This is a genomic window from Metabacillus sp. SLBN-84 (assembly GCF_053629595.1).
This window is the reverse complement of record NZ_JBRJIP010000001.1, coordinates 339,906-362,205: the sequence shown is the minus strand read 5'-3', so window position 1 is coordinate 362,205 and position 22,300 is coordinate 339,906. Positions and strand designations below refer to the sequence as shown.

The window sequence follows — 22,300 nt, the reverse complement described above, 5'->3', positions numbered from 1 at the left end:
GTTAATGCTTCATAGATTCATAGTCATCAATATTGACAGATCTCCGGTTGCGGTAAAGGGCAAACAAGATGGCAAGTCCAACGGCTGCCTCAGCTGCTGCAATCGTAATCGTAAACAGCGAGAACACCTGGCCGGTAATGGACGGAATCACTCCGTACTTGCTGAAGGCAACCAGATTGATATTTGCCGCATTCAGCATCAGCTCAATTGAAATCAAAACGATCACTGTGTTCCGCTTCGTCAGGGCCCCGTACAGTCCGATGCAAAAAAGGATCAGAGCGAGCACAAGAAAGGCCGATAAAGGAATCGAGCTCATTTTTCGTCCTCCCCGTTTTCATCTTTTCTCGCCAGGATAATGGCTCCTATTAACGCCACAAGCAGAAGAACAGACGTCAGTTCAAACGGAATCACAAAGTGGGAATAAAGCGAGATTCCGATCTGTTCGGTATTTTTCACATGCAGATCTGCCTGCTCTTCCCCGAGCTGCAAATCATAGATTCCTAGATACATCACGAGGGCAAACGCCGCAATGCCAAGAAACACGATGAGCTTTTTGCCGATGCCGGCAGACGGCTCATCCTCATCCTGGTGGCGCGTCAGCATGATCCCAAACAGCATGATGATCGTGATCGCACCCGAGTAAATCAGGATCTGGACCGCAGCCACAAATTCCGCCGAAAGGAGCACGTACAGACCGGCGATACTCACAAATGTGAACACAAGCGATACGACCATATGAACCACTTTCGTCACATTCAGCATGAGAATGCCGCCGCCGATGGCCACCATGGCGAGTGCGACAAAGGCAACAAACTCTCCGGTTATACTCACACCTTATTCTCCTCCCTGATGTTCTCATCATTTTCATCCAGCCACTCCAGATTCTTAAACAGCTGATCGCGGCTGTACTCGGCAAGCTCAAAATTGTTCGTCATCACAATCGCTTCTGTCGGACACACCTCTGTGCAAAGATCGCAGAGGATGCATATTTCAAAATTAATATCGTACGTGTCGATGATTTTCCCTTTTTTCGCCGGATCCGGATGCTTCTTGCCAGTTAGCTCTATGCAGTCAGTAGGGCAAATAGCCGCACACTGATTGCACACAATGCACTTCTCCGGATAAAACTTCTGAATGCCCCGGAACCGGTCAGGCAGTGCAAGCGCCTTATTCGGGTAATCATATGTCACTTTCTTCTTCGTCAAGCTGTTCAGGGTATACGTCAAACCTTTTGCTAAACCTCGCATGTTTTCACCCCTTGTTTGTGTTTTGCGTTATTCATCTGTTACTTAAAGAAAATCTCCTTCACAATCGCTGTTACAAATATGTTCGCGAGTGCGACAGGCAGGAGCACTTTCCAGCCGAATTCCATGAGCTGGTCGGCGCGGATTCTCGGGAAGGTGACGCGGAACCAGATCAGGATGAAGATCACGACACTGAATTTCAGTCCGAACCAGATGGCGCCCGGGATGAAATCAAGGAAGGCAACAGGCTGCCAGCCGCCGAGGAAAAGCACGGTCGTCAGCGATGCCATGGCGAAGAAGTAAACGTATTCCGAGAGCATGAAGAACGCCCAGCGGAAGCCGGAATATTCGACATGGTAGCCTGCGACAAGCTCTGATTCCGCTTCAGGCAAGTCAAACGGCGTCCGGTTCAGTTCTGCGACAGATGCAATCAAAAAGATTAAAAAGCCAATCGGCTGCAGGAAAATAAACCAGACATTCTCCTGTGCATCGACAATGGTGTTCAAGTTCAAACTTCCGGATAAAAGTACGACGCCGATGACTGACATAACAAGCGGGATTTCATAGGAAATCATCTGGGCCGCGGCCCGCATGCCGCCGAGCAGCGAGTATTTGTTGTTCGATGCCCAGCCGCCGGTGACAATGCCGATTGTCGTCAGCCCGGAAATGGCGATATAAAATAGCAGTCCGACTCCAAGATCCGCAAATTGAAAGGAATCTGTAAAGGGGATTGTTGACAGCACGATAAAGGCAGGTGCAAAAGCAAGGACTGGCGCGAGAATAAACAGCGGTTTATCTGCAAGCTTTGGAATCGTGTCCTCTTTTATCAGGAGCTTCAGGACATCAGCGACTGTCTGCAGCAGGCCCCACCTGCCGCCTACTTGATTCGGTCCGATCCGGCCCTGCATAAAGCCCATGACTTTGCGTTCAGCCAGAATGCCGTAAGTGACAAATCCAAGGACAACGAACAGGAAAGCTGTTGCGAGTCCGAAAAAAATAGCGAAATTGCCGAGGCCCGGGGACGATTGCAGCAGATCCTCCACCATCAGCCGTCCACCTCCCCGAGCACGATGTCAATGGCGCCGAGAATGGTAATGAGGTTTGCCATGTTTTCTCCCTGAAGCAGCTTTGGCAGGATTTGCAGATTGTAAAAAGACGGCCGTCTGAATTTCAGGCGGTACGGCTCTTTTTTTCCGTCACTGGCGATATAGCAGCCGATCTCGCCGCGCGGGGATTCAATCCGCACATACGCCTCTCCTTTTGGAGCCTTAATGATTTTCGGCACCTTAGCCATGATCGGCCCGTCACCAGGAAACTGTTCAACCGCCTGCTCCAAAATTTTCAGAGACTCCTCGATTTCAGCCATACGGCATTCATAGCGGGCAAAAGCGTCGCCTTTTGTCCTGACCGGAACGTCAAAATCAAAACGGTCATAAATGGAATACGGCTCATCTTTGCGGAGATCCCATTTCACCCCGGTACAGCGAAGGTTGGCGCCGCTCAGGGAGTACTCAAGAGCCTCTTCTTTTGTATAAATGCCGACCCCTTTTACACGGTTCAGGAAAATTTCGTTCCCTGACACAAGATCATGATAGCCCTTGAGCTGCTCTCTCATGTACGGGATGAATTCGGCGACTTTTTCAATCCAGCCCTCCGGTGCATCCCACTTCACTCCGCCTACACGCATGTAGTTAAACGTAAGGCGTGCACCCGACAGTTCCGTCAGCAGATTAATGATCATTTCCCGCTCGCGGAAAGCATATAAGAACGGGCTTACCGCACCGATATCAAGCAAATACGTGCCCCACCAGACAAGGTGACTCGCGACCCGGCCAAGCTCCATCGCAATGACGCGCAAATAGTCCGCGCGTTCCGGAACCTGAATACCCGCCATCGTCTCCACTGCATGGCAGATCACGTAATTGTTTGTCATCGCGGACAGGTAATCCATGCGGTCTGTGTAAGGGATGATCTGCGTGTACTGCAGATTTTCCGCGATTTTTTCCGTGCCTCTATGTAAATAGCCAATCACCGGTGTAGCCTCTTTAATGATTTCTCCGTCAATTTTTATGACCAGCCTGAATACGCCGTGCGTACTCGGATGCTGCGGGCCGACATTCAGGAGCATTTCTTCTGTCCGGATCAAAAGCTACACCTCCACATCATAAGGTTCATAATCTTTTCTGAGCGGATGCCCGACCCAGTCATCCGGCATCATGATTCTCGTTAAATTCGGATGGTCCGTAAAACGGATGCCGAGCAAGTCGTAAGCCTCGCGCTCAGGCCAGTCCGCCCCTTTCCAAAGAGGCACAAGCGACTGGATTTCAGGCTGGTCACGGTCAAGCTTCACCTTCAGCACGACTGTGTGCCTGTGTGTATAGGAAAAGAGGTACACGTAAATTTCCATATGGGTCTGAAAGTCGGTGCCGTGCAGTTCGGATACATAATCAAACTGTAAGTCTTCCTGTTCTTTCAGCAATTTTGCTATCGTAAAATAGGATTCTTTCTTTGCAGTAAGGGTAGGAACATCTTTAGAAAGCCTATTGATGCCTGACTCTTCCAGGACATCCCGGCCGAGATGCGTTTCAATGACGCTGATGTATTTCTGAAGGATCGGTTCATTCGGTGAGGGTTCTTCTTGCTGCGGTTCTTCCTTGACTGCCATTTGCTTCGCTTTAGCAGCAGCGGCAGCCTTTGCCTTGGCAGCGGCAATCGCTTTTGCCTTTTCTTTCGCCAAGTCGTCTTCTGACATATTTTCACGGGATGCCTTTGCTTTGGCGGCTGCAGCGGCTTTTGCTTTGGCGGCTGCGACAGCCTTTTGCTTTGCTAATGCCAGGTCGTCCCCTGGGGTTTCGATTCCACCCGCTTCTTTCGCTTTCTGCTTAGCCAGTGCAGCGGCTTTTGCCTTTGCTGCGGCGACAGCCTTTTGCTTTGCTAATGCCAGGTCGTCTCCTATGGTTTCACTTCCACCCGCTTCTTTTGCTTTCTGCTTAGCCAGTGCAGCGGCTTTTGCCTTTGCTGCGGCGACTGCTTTTTGCTTTGCTAATGCCAAGTCGTCCCTTGGGGTTTCGATTCCACCCGCTTCTTTCGCTTTCTGCTTAGTGAGTGCAGCGGCTTTTGCTTTGGCAGCTGCGACTGCTTTTTGCTTTGCTAATGCCAGGTCGTCTCCTGAGGATTCGCTTTCCCCCGCTTCTTTCGCTTTCTGCTTAGCCATATCAGCGGCTTTTGCCTTTACTGCGGCGGCAACTTTTTGTTTGGCTAATGACTTGTCGTCTCCTGTGGATTCGCTTTCTCCCGCTTCTTTCGCTTTTTGCTTCGCGATGGCTTCGGCTTTTGCTTTGGCGGCTGCAACAGCTTTTTGCTTCGCTAATGCGAGGTCGTCTCCTGATAATTCGCTTCCGCTGGATTCTTTCGCTTTCTGCTTAGCCAGTGCGGCGGCTTTGGCTTTTGCGGCAGCGGCGGCCTTTTGTTTGGCTAGAGAGTCTTCGCTTGCGGGTGCGTTTCCGGCCTGCTTTTCAGCAAGTTTTTTCAGGGCAGCTTCCTTTGCCTTTTGAGCGGCTTCTCTCTTTTGCTGCTGGAGGTCTTTTTCATCGCTCATGGATTATTTCACTCCCTGTTTTTGCCTCGTAACGGATTTTTTCTTTCAGCTTGTTGATTCCGTAGATGAGGGCGGCAGGATTGGGCGGACAGCCCGGGATATAGACGTCAACCGGCACAATCTGATCGACCCCTTTTACGACGGCGTAGGATTTGATGTAAGGTCCGCCTGCCGTTGCACAAGAACCCATGGCAATGACCCATTTCGGTTCAGGCATCTGGTCGTACAGACGCTTTAAGACCGGGGCCATTTTTTTCGTAACGGTCCCTGATACGATCATGACATCCGATTGCCGGGGCGACGTTCTGAAAAACGAGCCAAAACGGTCGAGGTCATAGTGTGATGAGCCGACACCCATCATTTCAATGGCACAGCATGCAAGGCCGAATGTCAGCGGCCAGAGTGAATTGCTTCTCGCCCAGCCCTTTAAATCCTCAAGTGTCGTCAAAAAGACGCTGCGCTTGAGCTCTTCCATTTCATCCTGAGGGATATTCGTTAGCTTTAAGTCCATTTCAGCACCTTCTTCTTCCATGCGTAGACTAGCCCAATCACGAGCATGATGACAAAAATAAGCATTTCAATCAGAGCAAAAACACCAAGCTTCTCATATGCGACAGCCCACGGATACAAAAACACCGTTTCTACGTCAAAAATGACAAACATCAGACCAAACATATAGTACCGGACATTAAATTGAACGCGTGAATCATGAAATGGATCAATCCCGCTCTCATAAGTAGTGGCCTTTGCCTCACTCGGCTTGTGCGGCCTTAAAACCCGGCCGATTCCAAGAGCCACGACCGGAAGCAGAATACCAAGCAGCAGGAAAACAACAACAATTAAGTAGTTATTCAAGTATACGTTGAGTGATTCCATCCCTTTCCCCCGTTATGTGAAAGTTGGTAAAACTTTTCTAATATTCAAAATGTAACCGCTAACATTATAACACTGTTGCCCAAAACGTGTCGATAAGGGATATTTTCACAAGAACATATCCAGTTTCATCCTCTTTTGTAGCATTTCTGTAAGCTGCTCTTTTATCGCCTTCAGGATGTTATACTAGCTCATGAATAAAAAACGCGAGGTGACAGAATGCCAGAATCATATCAGCATGACTTTGAAACGGATTACGGCAAGAATCTGCCTGTGTTTGAATCAGAAGAAGCGGCTAAAATCTATTTTTATGAACAGCGGAAAGAGAACTTGTCTCTTTTAGAAGATATATATGCAGAACTTGGCTTACCATTAACCTATTCTCCAAAAAGTTTGATTGAGCTTGAAGAAGTCTACTTTGATTTTTTCAAAGAAAATAAATTCCGTGATTTTCAACTAACGGTTGCCGATCTTGAGGAATGCATGAGCATTTACTTTGGTGAGGTGGCAGTGATACATCTAGAGCATGCTGCATGGGCTGTGAAGGAATACTCGTTCACAGAAAATGCGTATGTGTCAGGAATCCAGTGCGGGCGCACCGTCACTTATTTTTCAAATCTGTTTGAGAATCATTTTTTATCTGCAAAAGATGCGTCTGAGCAGAAAATTTATGAGCTATATCAAAAATATGAGCGAAAAAGCAAAAAGCTGGGACCAAACTGAGCGTTTGGTTCTTTTTTTGTGCGCCGGATTGTTAAAGGCGGCTTTTGGATTGTTAGCATGCTGATTTGGATTGTTGGAGCACGAGTTTGGATTGTTAGAGCACCAATAAGGAGCAAATCCGGCCGGAATTACGATTTCCGGCCGGATTCTTTTAACATTCGACGGCCACTCTGCGCTTTTCTGCATTGGATTTGATCGCCGCTTCATTAACTGCGGTCAGGAACAAGGCATCCTCGTTCGTAATAAATGGCGCTGTCCCAGACAGAATCGCGTCAGCCCATTGCTCCATCGGAATCGGGAGTTCTTCAGGCAGATTCTCCATAATGCGTACGCCTTCTGCATTCCGAAGCTCGATTTTCCCGTCCTGAATCAGGAGACACCCTTCTGTTCCGTACAGTTCCAGGGAAAACGGACTGCCGAATGAAACGAAAGATGTTTCCAGGACAGCTGTGGCACCGTTCTCATACGTGACAAGCACGGATGCCTGGTCTTCCACTTCCTTGCCGTACACATAATCAAAATGCGCGGAAACTTCTTTCGGTTTTCCTGCAAGTCTGTTCATTAAATAGATCGGATGGGCACCCAGGTCGATCAGCGCCCCGCCGCCGCATTGCTCGGCGTTGTAAAAGTGTGCCGGCAGCCAGCCCTGCGGATTTTCTTCTGTCGGAACCGAGCCATTATGGGCAACGCGGCATCTCGCGTTTTTCACCTCTCCAAGCAGGCCTTCCTTTACCGCTTTCTCTGCATATAGGTAATAGTCTGTACTCAGCCTTGGCATAGAAACAACCAGGGAAACGCCCGCTTTCTCGACCGCCTTAAAAATTTCATTGCAGTCTGCTGCTGTCAGTGCCAGCACTTTTTCCGTGAAGATGTGCTTTCCGTGTTCTGCTGCCTTCACAATGACTTCCTTATGCATATTTGTCGGCGTGTCTACCACGACTCCCTGAATCTCAGGATTACCGAGCACCGCCTCGAGGCTCGCCTCAAACGGCACACCAAGCTCATTTGCCCACTTCTCTCCGCGCTCTTTGTCTTCATCCCAAACCATCGCAATTTCCACTTTTGAACTGTTATGTATATCCCGTGCATAATCAACGGCATGCACGTGCCACTTGCTCAGCATCGCTGCTTTTATCATGTCTGTTCCCTCCTTGACGTTGTCCCTATACTATTTCCTTTTCGCACCGCTGATTTCCTTTTCTTTAATTGGATAAAATAAAAAGAAAAGCGTAAATGATTTTTTTCACCAAAAGGTTTCCCGTCTGGATAAAAGAGGGAATATCCCTGTATGACTTCTAGGAGGAAAATGAATGAAACTGCATAATGGTTCACTTTATTGGCCAAAAACAATCAGCAGCACACAAAAATATCCCGAGCTCCGGGAATCCATTACATGCGATGTTCTCATTGTTGGCGGGGGGATGTCCGGCGCCTTGTGCGCCAACACTCTTTCAGCCTATAATCTGAAAACCGTGCTCGTTGAAAAAAGAATTGTCGGAAGCGGAAGTTCGTCTGCCAACACCGGGCTGCTTCAATTTTCAAATGACAAAATGCTGCATGAATTTATAAAGGAAATCGGCAAGGATGAGGCCGTGCGTTTTTATAAGATGTGCTTAAAAGCGGTGGACGAGCTTGAGAAAACGGCAAAGAGCCTGTCTAAGCCGGTCGAATTTAACAGACGGAAAAGCCTGTATTATGCAAGCGACTCCGGAGATGTGTCAAAGCTTAAAAAAGAATTCAAGGCGCTTTCCAAGTATGGTTTTCCAGTTTCTTTTTTAGAAGAAGATGAGATTGAAGAACGGTTTGGATTTAAAAAGCCTGCGGCCCTTCTGACTGACGGGGATGCAGAGGTAAATCCATACAAATTTGCTCAGACCCTGCTCGAAGATGCCCATACCCGCGGCGTGCAAATTTATGAGAACACGGCTGTTGAAGAGGGTGACCGCGAGGAAGAGTATGTCGTTATGCACACTCCGCACGGAACCATCCGGGCAAAGAATGTCGTTTACTCAACCGGGTATGAAACAATTCCATTTGCCAAAAAACTTGGTGCGGATGTAAACAGGACATACGCTATTGCCACTACACCTGTTGCCTCTTTAGAAAAATGGGAGGAAAGAAACTTAATCTGGGAAACGAAACGCCCTTACTTTTATATGAGGACAACGGTCGACGGAAGAATCGTTGCAGGCGGACTTGATGAAGACAAGATGGAAGCTCCGAGCAATGAAGACATCATCCGCGAGCGCGGCCAGCGTTTGCTTGATAAAATTAAAGAACATTATCCTTCATATGACATGGAGGTCGACTCCGCCTGGGGAGCAAGCTTTGGCGAATCAGACGATGGCCTACCCTTCATCGGACAGCATCCTAAAAAAGACAACATTTATTATTGTCTTGGCTTTGGCGGCAACGGCACCGTCTATTCGATGCTTGGAGCAGAAATCATAAAAGATTTGATTCTATATCAATCCCACCCGGATGCTGACATTGTCCGGCTGGACAGATAGGGAAAGCTGCGGCTTTCCTTTTTTGTGTTTTTCTGCAGCAAAAAACCGGCACAGGGCCGGTTTTTTCATTACTTTTGATTTTCATCATAATATTGAACGGGATACATGGAGCCTTCTGAGACCATTGTGTTGTCATCGATGTCTTCCGGATCCGGATGTCCCGCTTTTTCAACAGGGAATGAATCTGTGTTTTTGCGCGAGAAATAAGGAATTTTGTTTTTCGTGCTTTGTACAAATTCAGTTACCTTTTCACGGTTTGCTTTGTCCTTTAATAGGTAGGATGTGACGCCTACTCCGACTGTCGAGATGGCAATGCCTGAAATTAACGCTTTTTGTCTCATGCTTGATGCTCCTTCCGTTTTGCATTTTTTAAGTGTTTCTTACTTTTACCCGCTTATCAAAATGCAAAACATAGGGGCTTATGATTTAAGGATTGATTCCGCGCTTAAAGCCGTTTCGTTCATGAGGTCTGCGATTTTTTTATTATCATCACTGAGGGTTTCAATCGTCGCGCTCATCTCCTGCATGCTGGCGGAGGCCTGCTCAATGATGGCGGCAAGTTCATTGGTTGAACGCTCGACATTTGCCGTGTTTGTCTCTACGTCGCCCGAAATAGCTTCAAAGCCTGTGAAGCTTTCTGCCATATTGGCCAATTTCTCTTTCAGCTGCTGGAAATTCTCGTGGACTTCACGTGTTGCCTCGACGCTTGTCAGCAGGTTCGCGCTGCTTGCCGCCATTTTTTCTTCCGCTTTCCCCGCTCGTTTCATTCACCTGTTTCAGATTTTCCGTGATTTTTTTATTGGCATCATTCGTTAATTCAGCAAGCTTGCGAATTTCCTGGGCAACGACCGAAAATCCTTTGCCTGCCTCTCCTGCTCTTGCAGCTTCGATTGATGCATTTAAAGCGAGAAGATTTGTCTGTTCGGTAATCTGGCGGATCGTGTTTGTGAACTGATTGGTTTCTTCAATCTTCAGGTTCAGGTTTTTAAAGGTCGCATTCAAAGCCGTAACGATTTGATTCAGGTCATTCATTTCTGTCATCAGCCTGCTCACTTTTTCACCGCTCCTGTCCGCAATGCGGCTGGCTTGTCTTGAGTCTTCGTTCAACAGGGAAGAAATCTCGTTCAGTTCGTTCATGGAAAGCATGTTGTTGTGGGCACTTTCAGCAATTTCGCTGATCTGCTCGCTCTGGATCTGGCTCCCGGCAGAGACTTCATTAATGGCAATCGTCATTTCTGCCTGGGCGCGTGTATTCATCTGCACTCTCTCGTTCGCTTTTGCCACACTGTCAGCGATCCGGGAAGCTGCCTGTTCGAGCTTGTGCCTCTGCTCTTCTTTTCGGCCTGCTTCAGCTTCGGCATCCGCTATGAACTGCTGCAGCACATTGAACTGTTTTTTATTCAGATGGATGAGCACGCCAAGCAGGACCCCTGTTAAAAGATAGGCCAGAACAATGGCGCCCATGCTGCCTGCAATCATTTCCTGTTCTGCAGAGGGAATCGATGCATTGACAAAAAGGGTCACAAGGCCAAGGCCAAATCCAGTTGCAAAAACCGTCGAGTAGTAAGGGACCGCTGAAAAAACGGCCTGAAAAAAGAGGACTGGAATAAGTGCAAGATTCGCGCCGGTTATGAAGATCGAGGCGCATGCAAGAATAGAAATCATCACAACCGTGAAATACGGAAACAGCCTGTCCCTTTTCAAATACCGGAACAATACATAAAAAACAATCAGCAGCACACATTCAGCTGAATAAATCGGCACCTGCTCCATCTGCCCCGTGACCAGGACGTAAATCAGAGCAAATAAAGATGACGCGCCAAATGTAAACAGCATCAGCTTGTTTTTGCTTAATAAATCATCGTGTTTTACCTTTTCAATCGCTGTCATACATGTTCTCCCCTGTGTTCAAATTGGTTTACTTACTATATCGACAGCGCTTACATATTTTTTATATAACAAAAAAAGAAACGCTGAATTCAGCGCTTCTTTTTATTCCTGCTGTAGATATCGAACCAAACGGCAAGAACCAGAATACTTCCTTTTACAATCAGCTGCCAATAGGCATCAATGTTCATGATGCTCATGCCGTTATCCAGGCTCGCCATAACAAGAGCTCCAATGATGGCTCCCGGGATGGTTCCGATTCCGCCCATCAAACTTGTGCCCCCGATGACGCAGGCTGCAATGGCATCGAGCTCATACATGTTTCCTGCTCCAACGGTAGCCGCGTTCACGCGCGCAGTCAGGACAAGACCTGCGATCGCTGCAAGTGTGTTCCCGAGAACGAAAACGAGGAGAATTCTGCGCTTCATGTTAATGCCTGAGAGAACAGCGGCCTCGGGATTGCCGCCAATGGCATACACCTGCCTGCCGAATACCGTCTTTTTGGCGATAAAGTGAAAAAGAACAGCGAGGATGATGACCGTTATAAATGGGACCGGAATTCCCTGGTACTGATTCATCAAGTATATGAACGTAAAGATCAGAAGACCGATGCCCACTGAAGCAATCAGCGTCCAGTTCATGGAAAGAACATCAAATCCGTACTTGATGCGCGCGTTTCTTTGTCTGATCAAAAAGTACACGGCAAGGATAAACGCAATAGCTCCCATGATAAGGCCTGCAGCAGGCGTCACATATCCCTGTCCGATGATCTTAAGGCTAGGTGAAAGCGGAGCTACGGTCATGCTTCCGGTTATACCGGTCAGTATTCCCCGGAAAATAAGCATTCCTCCGAGCGTGACGATAAAAGGCCGGCACGGCCCTGTAGGCAATCCACCATCCCTGCCACAGACCAATCAGCGCACCCAATACCACTGTTGCAATAATAACGGGTATCGTATCCCAGCCAAGCCAGACGTTCAGGATTGCTGCAACGCCTCCCGTCAGTCCGACAAGCGAGCCGACTGAGAGGTCAATCTGTCCGGATACGATGATCAGGACCATGCCAATTGCTAGAATGGATGTTACAGACATCTGCAAAAAGAGATTGGATAAATTCCGCGGGGTTAGAAAGGTATCATTTAAGACGGAAAATAAAATCCAGATGATGAGAAGGGCGCCAATCATGGAGTACGCGCGGATATCGATTGTAAACAAATTGATTTTCTTTTCTTTCACTGCCGGCTGTTTAACGGTTTCAAGGTTTGTGCTCATCCTGCAAGTCCTCCTGTCGCTGCTCTCATAATGTTTTCCTGGGTAGCATTTTCTGCATGGAATTCACCTGTGAATTTCCCTTCTGACATCACCAGAATTCTGTGGCTCATGCCAAGTACTTCAGGCAGCTCAGACGAAATCATGATGATGGCCACTCCCTCGTTTGCGAGCTCATTCATAATGTGATAGATTTCAAGCTTCGCTCCAACGTCAATTCCCCTCGTCGGTTCATCAAGGATCAAAATTTTAGGTTTCGTCATCAGCCATTTTCCGATGACAACCTTCTGCTGGTTCCCCCCGCTCAGTGTGCCGGTGACTGTTTCAACAGATGGCGCTTTTATTCTCAGCTGTTTTAAATACTGATTCCCGCTGCGGATTTCTTCATTCTGGTTGATGATGCCGAGGGATGAGACGCGCCTCAGGCTCGGAAGCGTCACGTTGTTCTGGATATCCATGTTCAGGACAAGGCCGAATTTTTTCCGGTCCTCCGATACGAGCGCCAGTCCGTTTTCGATTGCCTGCTTGACGGATTTGTTTTTCGCATTCTTTCCATTGATTTCCACTCCACCTTCTGAATAGCCCGCATAAGCACCGAACAAGCTCATCACAAGCTCCGTTCTTCCTGAACCCATCAGCCCTGCAATTCCAAGAATTTCACCTTTTTTCACTTGAAATGAGACAGAATCTATAACTTTTTTTCCAGGCATATCAGGATGATAAACCGTATAGTCCTCAACCTTCAGAATGGTCTCTTTCGGGTTTGCGGCCATTCGGGGATAGCGGTCTTTGATCTCGCGCCCCACCATGTATGCGATGACTTTATCCTCCGTGAGATCGGCCGCTTTTTGGGAAGTGACCGTTTTTCCGTCGCGGAGAACCGTGATCGTATCGGCAATATCAAACACTTCTCCGAGCTTGTGGGAGATGTAGATGCAGGTGACGCCCCGCTCCCTGAATTCTTTTAAAATCGCAAGCAGAATCTTGACTTCCTGTTCAGTCAGAGCAGCAGTCGGTTCATCTAAAATCAGGATTTTGGCCTTTTTTGAAAGCGCCTTTGCAATTTCGACAAGCTGCTGCTGGCCGATGCCGAGTGTTCCCGTAATCGTATCTGGGCTTACGCCTTTCAGGCCGACCTCAGCAAGCCATTTCTCACACATTTGTATCATCTTATTCTGATCAATAATGCCGAAGGTTGCCGGCTCATTGCCGAGAATGAGATTTTCTGCCACCGTCATTTGCCGGACAAGAGCGAGCTCCTGATAGATGATGGAGATGCCCGCTTTTTCAGCATCCTTAATCGTTTTAAAAGACTGCACTTCTCCGTCCACCGTTATCTCACCTGAATAAGAGCCTGAAGGATACAGCCCGCTCAGCACCTTCATAAGCGTGGATTTCCCGGCCCCGTTCTCTCCGCAGAGTGCATGGATTTCGCCTTTTTCCACTTGAAACGTGACATCATCAAGAGCCTTCACGCCTGGAAATTCTTTCGTAATACTCGTCATTTCAAGAACAGATGACACGACTTCCCCCTCCAATTCATTAAAATGTCTAGAAAAAAATGCAGAATTATCGAGAATTCCGCATTTTTCAATGTATGGTAAAGCTTTAAAAGTTTCATGCTTGAGCTGAGTGTGCTGAGCGGCGGCATCCGCCTGAGTAGTGGCACTTTTGCGTACTCACCAATTGGATTTTTGGTAGCATTCGCCTAAGTGGTGCCACTTTTGCATACCCACTGACTGGTTTGTGGCGGCACTCGCCCGAGTGGTACTACTTTTACACACCCACTGACTGGATTTGTGGCGGCACTCGCCTGAGTGATGCCACTTTCGCATACCGTCAGACACGTTTTGTGGCGGCACTCGCCTGAGTAATGCCACTTTTGCATACCCACTGACTGGATTTGTGGCGGCAGTCGCCCAAGTGGTAACACTTTTACACACCCACTGACTGGATTTGTGGCGGCACTCGCCGGAGTGGTGCCACTTTTGCATACCCACCTATCGGATTTGTGGCGGCACTCCGTCAGCCTTTCTATCCCATTTCCACCCGACCGGTCATCATTTGCACAAATGACCCAGGGTTTTACTTATACACATCCTCTTTCTTATGGAACCCGTCTTTAATGATGGTGTCATCGATGTTGTCTTTATTTACAGCTACCGGATCAAGCAGAAGCGATGGGACATCGATTTTGCCGTTATTGACTTTGCCATTTGTTTCAACTTCTTCGCCATTGGCCATTTTCACTGCAAGGTCAGCAACTGTTTCTGCGATCAGGGTGATTGGCTTGTAAACCGTCATCGTCTGTGTGCCTTCTACGATCCGCTGTGCAGCCGCAAGCTCGGCATCCTGTCCTGATACAGGTACTTTTCCTGCAAGGCCCTGAGCGGCAAGCGCCTGAATGACACCGCCGGCAGTGCCGTCATTTGCTGCTACAACAGCATCGACTTTGTTGTTGTTCGCTGTCAGAGCATTTTCCATATTGGCAAGGGCATTTGCCGGATCCCACTCTTCTGTCCACTGGTCGTAGACGATTTTAATGTCGCCGCTGTCAATCAGAGGCTGAAGCACGTTCATTTGTCCCTTTTTGAAAAGATGGGCATTGTTGTCAGTATCCGCGCCTTCAATCAGCACATAGTTTCCTTTAGGTACAAGCTCAGTGATGGCTGTTGCCTGCATTTCTCCTACACGTTCATTGTCAAAGGATACATAGAGATCCACATCCGAATTTTTAATCAGACGGTCGTATGAGATGACTTTAACGTCTTCCTGGTGAGCCATTTCGACGATTGACGCGGCAACCTCCGCGTTATGAGGCACGACAACCAGAATGTCCACACCCTGGCTGATCAGGTTTTCAGCCTGTGCAATCTGCTTTGCATCGTCCCCGTTTGCTGCCTGTACATTAACTTTTGCGCCAAGCTCCTCGGCTTTTGCAACAAACAGATCACGGTCGCGCTGCCAGCGCTCTTCTTCAAGCGTGTCCATTGAGAATCCGATGACAAGCTCATCATCTTTGCCAGCCTTTTCGCCGTCCCCTTTTGTCGGCTCTGAGCCCGAGCTGACACAGGCAGTAAGACCAAACACAAACATCATCAGCATAAGCAGCATTAACCCTTTCTTCATTTCCCCATTCCCCCTTGGAATATCAATCTTACAAGACTAACTTTATCACCTTTGTAAGCGGTTTATTTTATATGATTTCTGTACTTTTTTAAGATATCTAGCATTATTTTCTGCATTTTAGAAACCGCTTTCTTTTTTCCCTAAAAAGACTGTACCTCCAATTGTTCATTAGCGGTACAGTCTTATTAATAGGCTAGTCAATGAGAATGACCCTCTTCTTTTTCCTTATAAACATATGGCTGTGAAGGAGGATCTATCTTTGAGATTTTCCTAATTTGCAGATAGGGAATCTCAGTAGATGAATACACTGTTGTCTGCAGCTCGCCCGAGACACTGACCCACTCCCGGTCATTAAAATCCTTTGCTTTTTCTGTCGCGGAAAAGAGACCGTATAACCCGTCATGCTCATCCGTGCAGCACGGATCACCGCTTCTTGCAACGACAAACTGTGTAGGTTTAAAATCTTTTTCGCGGTGGACAAATCCGGTCAGTTCAATCTGTTTCCCCTCAAATCCCCTCGGAAAACGGTCCAGAACATCCAGGACGGACGTGTAATTTTCATTTGTAAGTATGATTGTATCCATCTTCAATAGTTCATTTTTTTGATTCTGGTAATAATCATCCGGCTTCTCTTCTGCATGATGATCATCTTCAAGCTCAGGCTTGTATTTTTCATCAAGCTCATTCATATAGCTATCTGGATCTTCTAAGTACTCTTTCGCATTTGCGAATGGCTCTTCTGTTTTCTGAGAAGCTTCTTGTTTTTCCGGCTCTGCTTTTTCCGGCTGCATGCTCATTCCAAAAATAAAAACGATGCTTCCTATTATGAGGAGACCAAAAGCGGTCATTAAGAAATTTTTCACTCGATTAACTCCCATTCCATTTATAAGAATTGCTCTTTTCAGTGTAACAAAAAAGAAGGGAGTTTCGTTAAGAAGAAACTCCCAATTACTTATCTTTTTGTCCGATGGAGACCAGCGAATCCTTATACTGGCTGGGAGACTTTTTGCATACTTTTTTAAAGACACGGCTGAAGTAGTTCGGGTCGTTATAGCCTACCTCAAAAGCAATTTCCTTTAAGCTGCGGGAGCCTTTTCCCATTAACTTTTTTGCTTTTTCAATCCGGCATTTTGTCAAATAATCGATGTAGCTGATGCCGAGCTCTTCTTTGAAAATTTTACTCACATACTGCGGGGAAAGGTTAAACTCCTTTGCCATTGCCTCAAGCGACAAATCGGTGTGGCAGTTTTTCCTGATATGCTGCTTCATGCGGTTCGGGATATCCTCCTGAAGATTTTCAGTCACCCGCTTGTATTGGCTCATGACATCTTCCAGGATAAAATTCACTTCTGTTTTCATTTGCAGATAGGATGCTGCGCTGAATGAAAAAACTGGTTTTCTGATCACAAAGCCCATTTCATCCAAGTAGCGGATCATTAATGTCATAGTGTCATAGACTTTTTGCTCTGCTTCAGCAAGCGGATGCTGAAATTTCTCAAAATAAGCGGTCATTGCCTGAAAATGACTGCGAACTCCTTCCCACTCACCGATCCGCAATTCCTCAAGAATCAGCTCTTCAATGTGGTGCATGTCTCTGTCTTTGATTTTTTCATTGGAAATGATATCGCTGTAAAAGCTGTATCTTGCTTTAGAACCTGCTGATATAGAGGCACGGAGCGCTTCGTAGTACGACTGTCTGATTTGCTCGAGCGCCGGGTATGCCTTGCCGATTCCAATCGCTGCTGATGCAGAAAATACACCGCTTAGATTATGCAGAATTTTTTGCACGAGCGATACCGCGTTCCGGCGGTACTGGTGAATCTCTCCTTCTGCAAACACAATAATCGGCACCTGCAGGCCGGACATCGGCCCTACCCAGCCTTTTGTATGCAGCTGGATGGTCCGTTTCAGCTCTCCGTACATTTGCTCGAGCCGTCCGGTAAGCGTATCCTGGGGAAAGTGGATCAGAACCACATAGGAAGGCTGCTTCTGGTCAACATTCAGCAGGCCCATGCACTCATGGAGATGAACATCGTGAACATGATCAAATAAGAGCTGTGTGACGAGGTCCGCCTCTACGATCGGGATCATTTTCTGCATGCGTTCTTCTGTCTGCTGCTTTCGTTCAGATTCGAGCTTGTCTTTTTTAATATCATCGATGACCTTCTGAATCGTGGAAAGAATGACCTCCCGCTTGCTCGGCTTCAGCAGATAATCTTTTACCCCGAGCCGCAGCGCCTGCTGGGCATAGTCAAACGTATCGTAGGACGATACAATCAGGATTTTAGCATCCGGCACGATTTTCTGGATTTCCTTGATCGCTTCAAGACCATTGATGCCGGGCATTTTTATATCCATCAGCAGAATGTCAGGCTTATGCTCTGCCGCAAGTTCAATCGCTCTTCTGCCGTTTTCCGCGAGTCCGACAATTTGAATGTCCCTGAATTCTGTTTCAATGATTTTCTTTAACGCGATTCTTTCAATCTCTTCATCTTCCGTGATCAAAAGCTTCATTTTTTTCACCCCTCTGAAGGAAATTTGACCGCGATGACTGTGCCCTCAGCTGATGACTGAATGTCCATCACATCTCGTTCGTTTGTAAAAAGGCGCAGTCTCTGAACAACGTTTCTCAGACCGATTCCGGTTGATTTGCTTTGAATGATCCCTGTCTGCTGCTCTGACAGCACCTGTTCTTTCACAGTATCTGTCATCCCAAGGCCATGGTCCTCTACGGAAACAACAACCTCTCCGTTCTCTCTAAACACCTTTATTCCGATGTATCCGCCCTCTTCAAACGGCTCCACACCGTATTTAAACGCGTTCTCAACAATCGGCTGCAGAAAAAACGGCGGAACTTCAACGTCCAGACACGCTTCTTCCACCTTAAAATCATAGGAAATCCGGGATGAGAACCGCGCTTTTAAAATCGTCAAGTATTCCTTCACAAGCTCAAGCTCATCCCGGAGTGACACATTTTCATCCACACTTCGAAGGTTATACCTCAAAAGGTTTGCGACTGTCGAAATTAAGTCGCTGGTCTCAAGGGCATCCTCCAAATACGCTTTTTTCGACAGGGTATTCAGCGTATTGAACAGAAAATGCGGATTGATCTGATTGTGCAGTCTCTTTAACTCACTTTCTTTTAAAAGCAGCTGATACTCTTTAATTTCTTTTTCAAGCTTGGCTTTCTCCTGAATTTCGGCTACCAGCTCTTTGATATTTTCCCGCATCCTGTCAAACGTCTTGGCCAAAAACGAAATTTCATCGTTGCTTTTGACCCTGATCGGATGATCAAAATTCCCCGCGGCCACCTCTTTTGCTCCCTGAGTTAAAAGATAAATCGAGCGGGTGATGCCTTTTGAAAACCAGTACGAAAAACCAATGGAGATGATCAGAACGATCCCCAGAATCCAGAGGCCGAGAGACCTGAGTCTGTTTGTGACCTCAATCATCGATTCATAAAACTGCTTCTGATTCGTCAGTTCTTTTTTGAACAGCAGCAGCGTCGTTTCATCAATGAATTTGGAGATCTGCAGCGCTTCATCGTAAGCAGCCTGTGAGTTCTGCCGCTTATCGAGCTTATGCATCATCATTGTTAAATCCATGGCTTCAATTTGGCTGTCGAGCATGAATATATAATCTGTCAAAGCAATTGCATTCGCCTGATTCTTAAGCAGATCCAGCTTCTTTTTGGAGTCATTCAGTCTTTTGCGGTGCATTTCATAGCTTGCCTGATTGGCAGGAGAAGGGGTGCTGACATACTGGCTGAGCTTTGCAAGCGCAGCCTGACTCGTCGTTGAGACATGATTCAGCAGTAGATACCGTTCAAGGATATTGTTGTACTCATAAATGGATTTTTGATTAATATAGCTGATGGCTGTCCAGAAGGCGCCCATGATCATGATAATGATGAGCGACATCGTGAGGATTTTTCTCTGAATTCTCGTCACGGCCTGGTTCCCTCCGTCATGACGCCTGTTTTCGTGTAAGTCGTGACGGGCAGAGGCAAGTCCTTCTTTTCAAGCCATTTCACGATGGTTTCGACGCCTTTTTCACCCATTAAGGCCTGACTGTGGCTGATTGTGCCTTCAATCTTTCCGCTCCGCAGAAGATTCATCGTTTCCTGGGTATTATCAAATGTATAGACCTTAAACCCTGAAAGGGCCGATCTCGCTTCAATTGTCCGTACGATGATGTCCCCGTCATCCACTCCCGTCCCTATTAACGCCTTCATGGACGGATATTGATTAAGCAGCTCATTGGTCTGGTCCTCAGGATGCTGTTTATTTGTTTCAGCCAGTTTAATAGAGGAGCCCTTAAGGCTGTCCGTCAGTCCTTTCATTCTCTCGTTTTCAATAGATGTCACCATGTTTCCTTTAATCATGCCGATCGTTTCACTGCCGGTGAGAGTCTTTTTTAAATAGTTTCCAAGCTCGAGGCCGGTCTCATAGTGATTGGATCCGATGTAGGATTTCCGGAGACTGTCAGGCAGGTCCGCCATGATCGTCACCACCGGAATCCCCTGTACCGTGGCCTTTTGGATCGTCTCTTTAAAAGAAGCATCGTCAATGCCGAGCAGTAATATGCCGTCAACCTGCGAGGAAATTGCCATATTCATCGCTTTTTGCAGCTCTTCATTATCAGGCAGATTGGTCCCTTTAATGTCGAGGCTGACCTTAGCCTGAACGGCGGCCGATTCTACCCCTGTGATCACCTGATTCCAGTAGGCATCGCCAAGATAAGGGGAAATCAGCACAAGCCGGTACCGGTACTCCTCCGCTTCAGCCTGCGCAGAAAACGATTGACTGGATTGATAGATTTGAAAAAGCTGATAGAGAGGAAAAAGAGAAAGAAGAATAAAAGCAAACAGAACCAGTTTTATACGACGTGTCATGAAATCACCATTTTTATAGGACTTTTCATTCATTATAAGGGATTGGGCGGTATTGTAAACGCTTTTATTTTCAGCGTTGCGATCAAACATGGGGCTGCTGCTCTGATAACAGTCCGGTTTTGAACGTTTACAGTCCAAAACAGGCTGCTAACAATCCAAACCAGTCGTTTAATAAGCCAAAACGGCAATGTAACAAGTCAAACTCACGCTCTTACAAGCCAAACCATGCAACCTAACAAGCCGGCGGGATAACTGGCGGGGTGTACCTTCGATTTCAGCCCAAAACAAAAACCCCCGGGAAATCCGGGGGTTTAATGGTCAGATCTTATTCTGTGATACGTTAATACGATTCATTGCCCGGCGCAGAGCAAGCTCGGCGCGCTTGAAGTCGATGTCGTCTTTGTTTGTGTTCAGACGTTCTTCAGCGCGTTCCTTTGCTGCTTGTGCACGAGTTAAATCAATATCTTCTACAGTCTCGGCAGCCTGTGCCAAGATTGTGACTTTGTCAGGCCGTACTTCTAAAAAGCCGCCGCTAACAGCCACGAGTTCCGTGGATTTGCTTGTTTTCAAACGGACAGCGCCGATTTGAAGTGGAGCTACCATTGGAATATGACCTGGCAAGATTCCAAGCTCACCGCTTTGAGCTTTTACACTTACCATTTCGACGTCTGCATCGTAAACTGGGCCATCGGGAGTAACGACATTGACTTGTACTGTCTTCATACTCTATACCCTCCTGCGTCCCAAAATTAGACTTCTACACCCATGCTTTTCGCACTTTCGATGACATCTTCAATGCGTCCCACAAGACGGAAAGCATCTTCAGGAAGATGATCGTACTTGCCCTCAAGGATTTCCTTGAAGCCTTTAACCGTCTCTTTAACAGGTACATATGAACCTGCCTGGCCAGTAAACTGCTCAGCAACGTGGAAGTTTTGGGACAGGAAGAATTGAACTCGGCGTGCACGGTGCACGACTAATTTATCTTCATCAGAAAGCTCATCCATACCAAGGATCGCGATGATATCCTGAAGCTCTTTATAACGCTGCAGTGTCTGCTGTACTTGACGTGCAACCGCGTAGTGCTCTTCTCCAACGATTTCAGGAGACAATGCGCGTGATGTCGAAGCAAGCGGATCCACTGCCGGGTAAATACCCATTTCAGATAGTTTACGCTCAAGGTTCGTTGTTGCATCCAAGTGAGCGAATGTTGTTGCAGGAGCCGGATCCGTATAGTCATCGGCCGGTACATAGATCGCCTGGATCGATGTAACTGAACCAACGTTAGTAGACGTGATACGCTCCTGAAGCTGACCCATTTCAGTTGCAAGTGTCGGCTGGTAACCTACCGCAGATGGCATACGGCCAAGAAGGGCTGATACCTCTGAACCTGCCTGTGTGAAACGGAAGATGTTATCCATGAAGAAAAGAACGTCCTGTCCTTGGTCATCACGGAAGAATTCAGCCATTGTAAGACCTGTCAGTGCAACACGCATACGTGCGCCAGGCGGCTCATTCATCTGTCCGAATACCATGGCAGTCTTCTTGATAACACCAGAGTCTGTCATTTCATGGTAAAGGTCGTTTCCTTCACGAGTACGCTCACCTACGCCGGCGAATACAGAGATACCGCCATGCTCCTGAGCGATGTTGTTGATAAGCTCCTGGATAAGTACTGTTTTACCTACACCCGCACCACCGAAAAGACCGATTTTTCCGCCTTTGATGTATGGAGCAAGAAGGTCTACTACTTTAATTCCAGTTTCAAGAATTTCTACCTCAGTAGAAAGCTGATCGAATTTTGGCGCTTGTCTGTGGATTGGATCACGACGAGCTTCAGCAGGAATTGCTGCATCCAAATCGATATTGTCTCCAAGTACGTTGAATACACGTCCAAGTGTAACGTCTCCAACCGGTACAGAGATTGCCGCACCTGTATCCAGTACTTCACTTCCGCGCACAAGACCGTCTGTTGAAGCCATTGCAACAGTACGAACTGTGTCGTCACCAAGGTGAAGGGCAACTTCCAATGTTAATTCTGAAGCTGCTTCGCCTTCAGTGCGTCCCTGGAAAGTAACTTTAAGGGCGTTATAGATTTCAGGAAGCTGACCGCTTTGGAACTTTACGTCAACAACCGGACCCATAACTTGAGTAACGCGTCCTTTATTCATCG

Annotated in this window: 22 protein-coding genes and 1 pseudogene; 2 read left to right on the top strand and 21 right to left on the bottom strand. The window is 47.2% G+C overall.

What is annotated here, in order from left to right; translation table 11 throughout:
• Position 1: 1 nt before the first annotated feature.
• Genes nuoK through RKD52_RS01760 form a run of 8 tightly spaced genes read right to left on the bottom strand, consistent with a single transcriptional unit; the run spans position 2 to position 5,718 of the window.
• The gene (nuoK, locus tag RKD52_RS01795) at positions 2-316 is read right to left on the bottom strand and encodes an NADH-quinone oxidoreductase subunit NuoK (RefSeq protein ID WP_029283405.1); all 315 of its coding nucleotides are present in this window, start codon (positions 314-316) and stop codon (positions 2-4) included.
• Positions 313-825, bottom strand: coding sequence for an NADH-quinone oxidoreductase subunit J (locus RKD52_RS01790; RefSeq protein ID WP_454101119.1), 513 nt, complete (start codon positions 823-825; stop codon positions 313-315). Before RKD52_RS01790 ends, nuoK begins: the two co-directional genes overlap by 4 nt.
• Positions 826-827: 2 nt before the next feature.
• Positions 828-1,247 (bottom strand): NADH-quinone oxidoreductase subunit NuoI, encoded by a 420-nt coding sequence (nuoI, locus tag RKD52_RS01785; RefSeq protein WP_454098420.1) that lies wholly within the window; start codon positions 1,245-1,247, stop codon positions 828-830.
• A gap of 38 nt (positions 1,248-1,285) precedes the next feature.
• Complete coding sequence (nuoH, locus tag RKD52_RS01780) at positions 1,286-2,290, bottom strand: NADH-quinone oxidoreductase subunit NuoH (protein WP_454098419.1); 1,005 nt, start codon at positions 2,288-2,290, stop codon at positions 1,286-1,288.
• The gene (locus tag RKD52_RS01775) at positions 2,290-3,390 is read right to left on the bottom strand and encodes an NADH-quinone oxidoreductase subunit D (RefSeq protein WP_454098418.1); all 1,101 of its coding nucleotides are present in this window, start codon (positions 3,388-3,390) and stop codon (positions 2,290-2,292) included. The genes nuoH and RKD52_RS01775 overlap by 1 nt, the downstream gene beginning before the upstream one ends.
• Positions 3,391-3,393: 3 nt before the next feature.
• A complete protein-coding gene (locus RKD52_RS01770) occupies positions 3,394-4,842 on the bottom strand; it encodes an NADH-quinone oxidoreductase subunit C (RefSeq protein WP_454098417.1) in 1,449 nt (482 codons plus the stop codon).
• On the bottom strand, positions 4,832-5,353 hold the full coding sequence (locus tag RKD52_RS01765) for a NuoB/complex I 20 kDa subunit family protein (protein ID WP_029283394.1): 522 nt from the start codon (positions 5,351-5,353) through the stop codon (positions 4,832-4,834). The genes RKD52_RS01770 and RKD52_RS01765 overlap by 11 nt, the downstream gene beginning before the upstream one ends.
• On the bottom strand, positions 5,344-5,718 hold the full coding sequence (locus RKD52_RS01760) for an NADH-quinone oxidoreductase subunit A (RefSeq protein WP_029566617.1): 375 nt from the start codon (positions 5,716-5,718) through the stop codon (positions 5,344-5,346). Before RKD52_RS01760 ends, RKD52_RS01765 begins: the two co-directional genes overlap by 10 nt.
• 216 nt (positions 5,719-5,934) lie before the next feature.
• On the opposite strand from RKD52_RS01760, the gene RKD52_RS01755 reads away from it, so the two are divergent.
• Positions 5,935-6,438, top strand: coding sequence for a hypothetical protein (locus tag RKD52_RS01755; protein WP_454098416.1), 504 nt, complete (start codon positions 5,935-5,937; stop codon positions 6,436-6,438).
• A 151-nt stretch (positions 6,439-6,589) separates the two neighbouring features.
• Here RKD52_RS01755 and RKD52_RS01750 read toward each other — a convergent pair whose 3' ends face one another.
• Positions 6,590-7,576, bottom strand: coding sequence for a Gfo/Idh/MocA family protein (locus tag RKD52_RS01750; RefSeq protein ID WP_454098415.1), 987 nt, complete (start codon positions 7,574-7,576; stop codon positions 6,590-6,592).
• A gap of 172 nt (positions 7,577-7,748) precedes the next feature.
• On the opposite strand from RKD52_RS01750, the gene RKD52_RS01745 reads away from it, so the two are divergent.
• The gene (locus tag RKD52_RS01745) at positions 7,749-8,948 is read left to right on the top strand and encodes an NAD(P)/FAD-dependent oxidoreductase (protein WP_454098414.1); all 1,200 of its coding nucleotides are present in this window, start codon (positions 7,749-7,751) and stop codon (positions 8,946-8,948) included.
• 68 nt (positions 8,949-9,016) lie between these two features.
• Here the strand turns inward: RKD52_RS01745 and RKD52_RS01740 are convergent, their stop codons facing one another.
• The 12 genes and pseudogenes from RKD52_RS01740 to atpD all read right to left on the bottom strand — a co-directional run bounded on the left by RKD52_RS01740 (position 9,017) and on the right by atpD (position 22,298).
• Positions 9,017-9,289 (bottom strand): hypothetical protein, encoded by a 273-nt coding sequence (locus RKD52_RS01740; protein ID WP_454098413.1) that lies wholly within the window; start codon positions 9,287-9,289, stop codon positions 9,017-9,019.
• 78 nt (positions 9,290-9,367) lie between these two features.
• Positions 9,368-9,685 carry a hypothetical protein gene (locus RKD52_RS01735; protein WP_454098412.1) on the bottom strand — a complete coding sequence of 106 codons (318 nt, stop codon included), beginning with the start codon at positions 9,683-9,685 and terminating at the stop codon, positions 9,368-9,370.
• Positions 9,636-10,838 carry a methyl-accepting chemotaxis protein gene (locus RKD52_RS01730; RefSeq protein ID WP_454098411.1) on the bottom strand — a complete coding sequence of 401 codons (1,203 nt, stop codon included), beginning with the start codon at positions 10,836-10,838 and terminating at the stop codon, positions 9,636-9,638. The genes RKD52_RS01735 and RKD52_RS01730 overlap by 50 nt, the downstream gene beginning before the upstream one ends.
• An 89-nt stretch (positions 10,839-10,927) precedes the next feature.
• A pseudogene (locus tag RKD52_RS01725) lies at positions 10,928-12,107 on the bottom strand (sugar ABC transporter permease).
• Positions 12,104-13,627 carry a xylose ABC transporter ATP-binding protein gene (locus RKD52_RS01720; protein ID WP_454098410.1) on the bottom strand — a complete coding sequence of 508 codons (1,524 nt, stop codon included), beginning with the start codon at positions 13,625-13,627 and terminating at the stop codon, positions 12,104-12,106. The pseudogene RKD52_RS01725 and the gene RKD52_RS01720 overlap by 4 nt, the downstream one beginning before the upstream one ends.
• Before the next feature lie 562 nt (positions 13,628-14,189).
• Entirely contained in the window at positions 14,190-15,233 is a 1,044-nt protein-coding gene (gene xylF / locus RKD52_RS01715; RefSeq protein ID WP_369735114.1) for a D-xylose ABC transporter substrate-binding protein, read from the bottom strand.
• A gap of 197 nt (positions 15,234-15,430) precedes the next feature.
• Complete coding sequence (locus tag RKD52_RS01710; protein ID WP_454098409.1) at positions 15,431-16,096, bottom strand: TIGR03943 family putative permease subunit; 666 nt, start codon at positions 16,094-16,096, stop codon at positions 15,431-15,433.
• A gap of 85 nt (positions 16,097-16,181) precedes the next feature.
• Positions 16,182-17,747, bottom strand: a complete 1,566-nt coding sequence (locus RKD52_RS01705; RefSeq protein WP_454098408.1) for a response regulator — start codon at positions 17,745-17,747, stop codon at positions 16,182-16,184.
• Positions 17,748-17,752: 5 nt separating this feature from the next.
• Positions 17,753-19,183: a sensor histidine kinase gene (locus RKD52_RS01700; protein WP_454098407.1), complete on the bottom strand. Its 1,431-nt coding sequence runs from the start codon at positions 19,181-19,183 to the stop codon at positions 17,753-17,755.
• Complete coding sequence (locus RKD52_RS01695; protein WP_454098406.1) at positions 19,180-20,217, bottom strand: sugar ABC transporter substrate-binding protein; 1,038 nt, start codon at positions 20,215-20,217, stop codon at positions 19,180-19,182. Before RKD52_RS01695 ends, RKD52_RS01700 begins: the two co-directional genes overlap by 4 nt.
• A gap of 228 nt (positions 20,218-20,445) precedes the next feature.
• Positions 20,446-20,850, bottom strand: coding sequence for a F0F1 ATP synthase subunit epsilon (locus RKD52_RS01690; RefSeq protein ID WP_454098405.1), 405 nt, complete (start codon positions 20,848-20,850; stop codon positions 20,446-20,448).
• Between the two features lie 26 nt (positions 20,851-20,876).
• Positions 20,877-22,298 carry a F0F1 ATP synthase subunit beta gene (gene atpD / locus RKD52_RS01685; RefSeq protein ID WP_369735107.1) on the bottom strand — a complete coding sequence of 474 codons (1,422 nt, stop codon included), beginning with the start codon at positions 22,296-22,298 and terminating at the stop codon, positions 20,877-20,879.
• Positions 22,299-22,300 lie beyond the last annotated feature (2 nt).

Excerpts from the sequence above, each read along its gene's own strand:
- RKD52_RS01690 (WP_454098405.1), bottom strand. The coding sequence starts at position 20,850 with ATGAAGACAGTACAAGTCAATGTCGTTACTCCCGATGGCCCAGTTTAC.
- RKD52_RS01760 (WP_029566617.1), bottom strand. The coding sequence starts at position 5,718 with ATGGAATCACTCAACGTATACTTGAATAACTACTTAATTGTTGTTGTT.
- atpD (WP_369735107.1), bottom strand. The coding sequence starts at position 22,298 with ATGAATAAAGGACGCGTTACTCAAGTTATGGGTCCGGTTGTTGACGTA.
- RKD52_RS01695 (WP_454098406.1), bottom strand. The coding sequence starts at position 20,217 with ATGTTTGATCGCAACGCTGAAAATAAAAGCGTTTACAATACCGCCCAA.
- xylF (WP_369735114.1), bottom strand. The coding sequence starts at position 15,233 with ATGAAGAAAGGGTTAATGCTGCTTATGCTGATGATGTTTGTGTTTGGT.
- nuoH (WP_454098419.1), bottom strand. The coding sequence starts at position 2,290 with ATGGTGGAGGATCTGCTGCAATCGTCCCCGGGCCTCGGCAATTTCGCT.
- nuoK (WP_029283405.1), bottom strand. The coding sequence starts at position 316 with ATGAGCTCGATTCCTTTATCGGCCTTTCTTGTGCTCGCTCTGATCCTT.
- RKD52_RS01730 (WP_454098411.1), bottom strand. The coding sequence starts at position 10,838 with ATGACAGCGATTGAAAAGGTAAAACACGATGATTTATTAAGCAAAAAC.
- RKD52_RS01765 (WP_029283394.1), bottom strand. The coding sequence starts at position 5,353 with ATGGACTTAAAGCTAACGAATATCCCTCAGGATGAAATGGAAGAGCTC.
- RKD52_RS01755 (WP_454098416.1), top strand. The coding sequence starts at position 5,935 with ATGCCAGAATCATATCAGCATGACTTTGAAACGGATTACGGCAAGAAT.
- RKD52_RS01750 (WP_454098415.1), bottom strand. The coding sequence starts at position 7,576 with ATGATAAAAGCAGCGATGCTGAGCAAGTGGCACGTGCATGCCGTTGAT.
- nuoI (WP_454098420.1), bottom strand. The coding sequence starts at position 1,247 with ATGCGAGGTTTAGCAAAAGGTTTGACGTATACCCTGAACAGCTTGACG.
- RKD52_RS01745 (WP_454098414.1), top strand. The coding sequence starts at position 7,749 with ATGAAACTGCATAATGGTTCACTTTATTGGCCAAAAACAATCAGCAGC.
- RKD52_RS01770 (WP_454098417.1), bottom strand. The coding sequence starts at position 4,842 with ATGAGCGATGAAAAAGACCTCCAGCAGCAAAAGAGAGAAGCCGCTCAA.
- RKD52_RS01735 (WP_454098412.1), bottom strand. The coding sequence starts at position 9,685 with ATGGCGGCAAGCAGCGCGAACCTGCTGACAAGCGTCGAGGCAACACGT.
- RKD52_RS01705 (WP_454098408.1), bottom strand. The coding sequence starts at position 17,747 with ATGAAGCTTTTGATCACGGAAGATGAAGAGATTGAAAGAATCGCGTTA.
- RKD52_RS01740 (WP_454098413.1), bottom strand. The coding sequence starts at position 9,289 with ATGAGACAAAAAGCGTTAATTTCAGGCATTGCCATCTCGACAGTCGGA.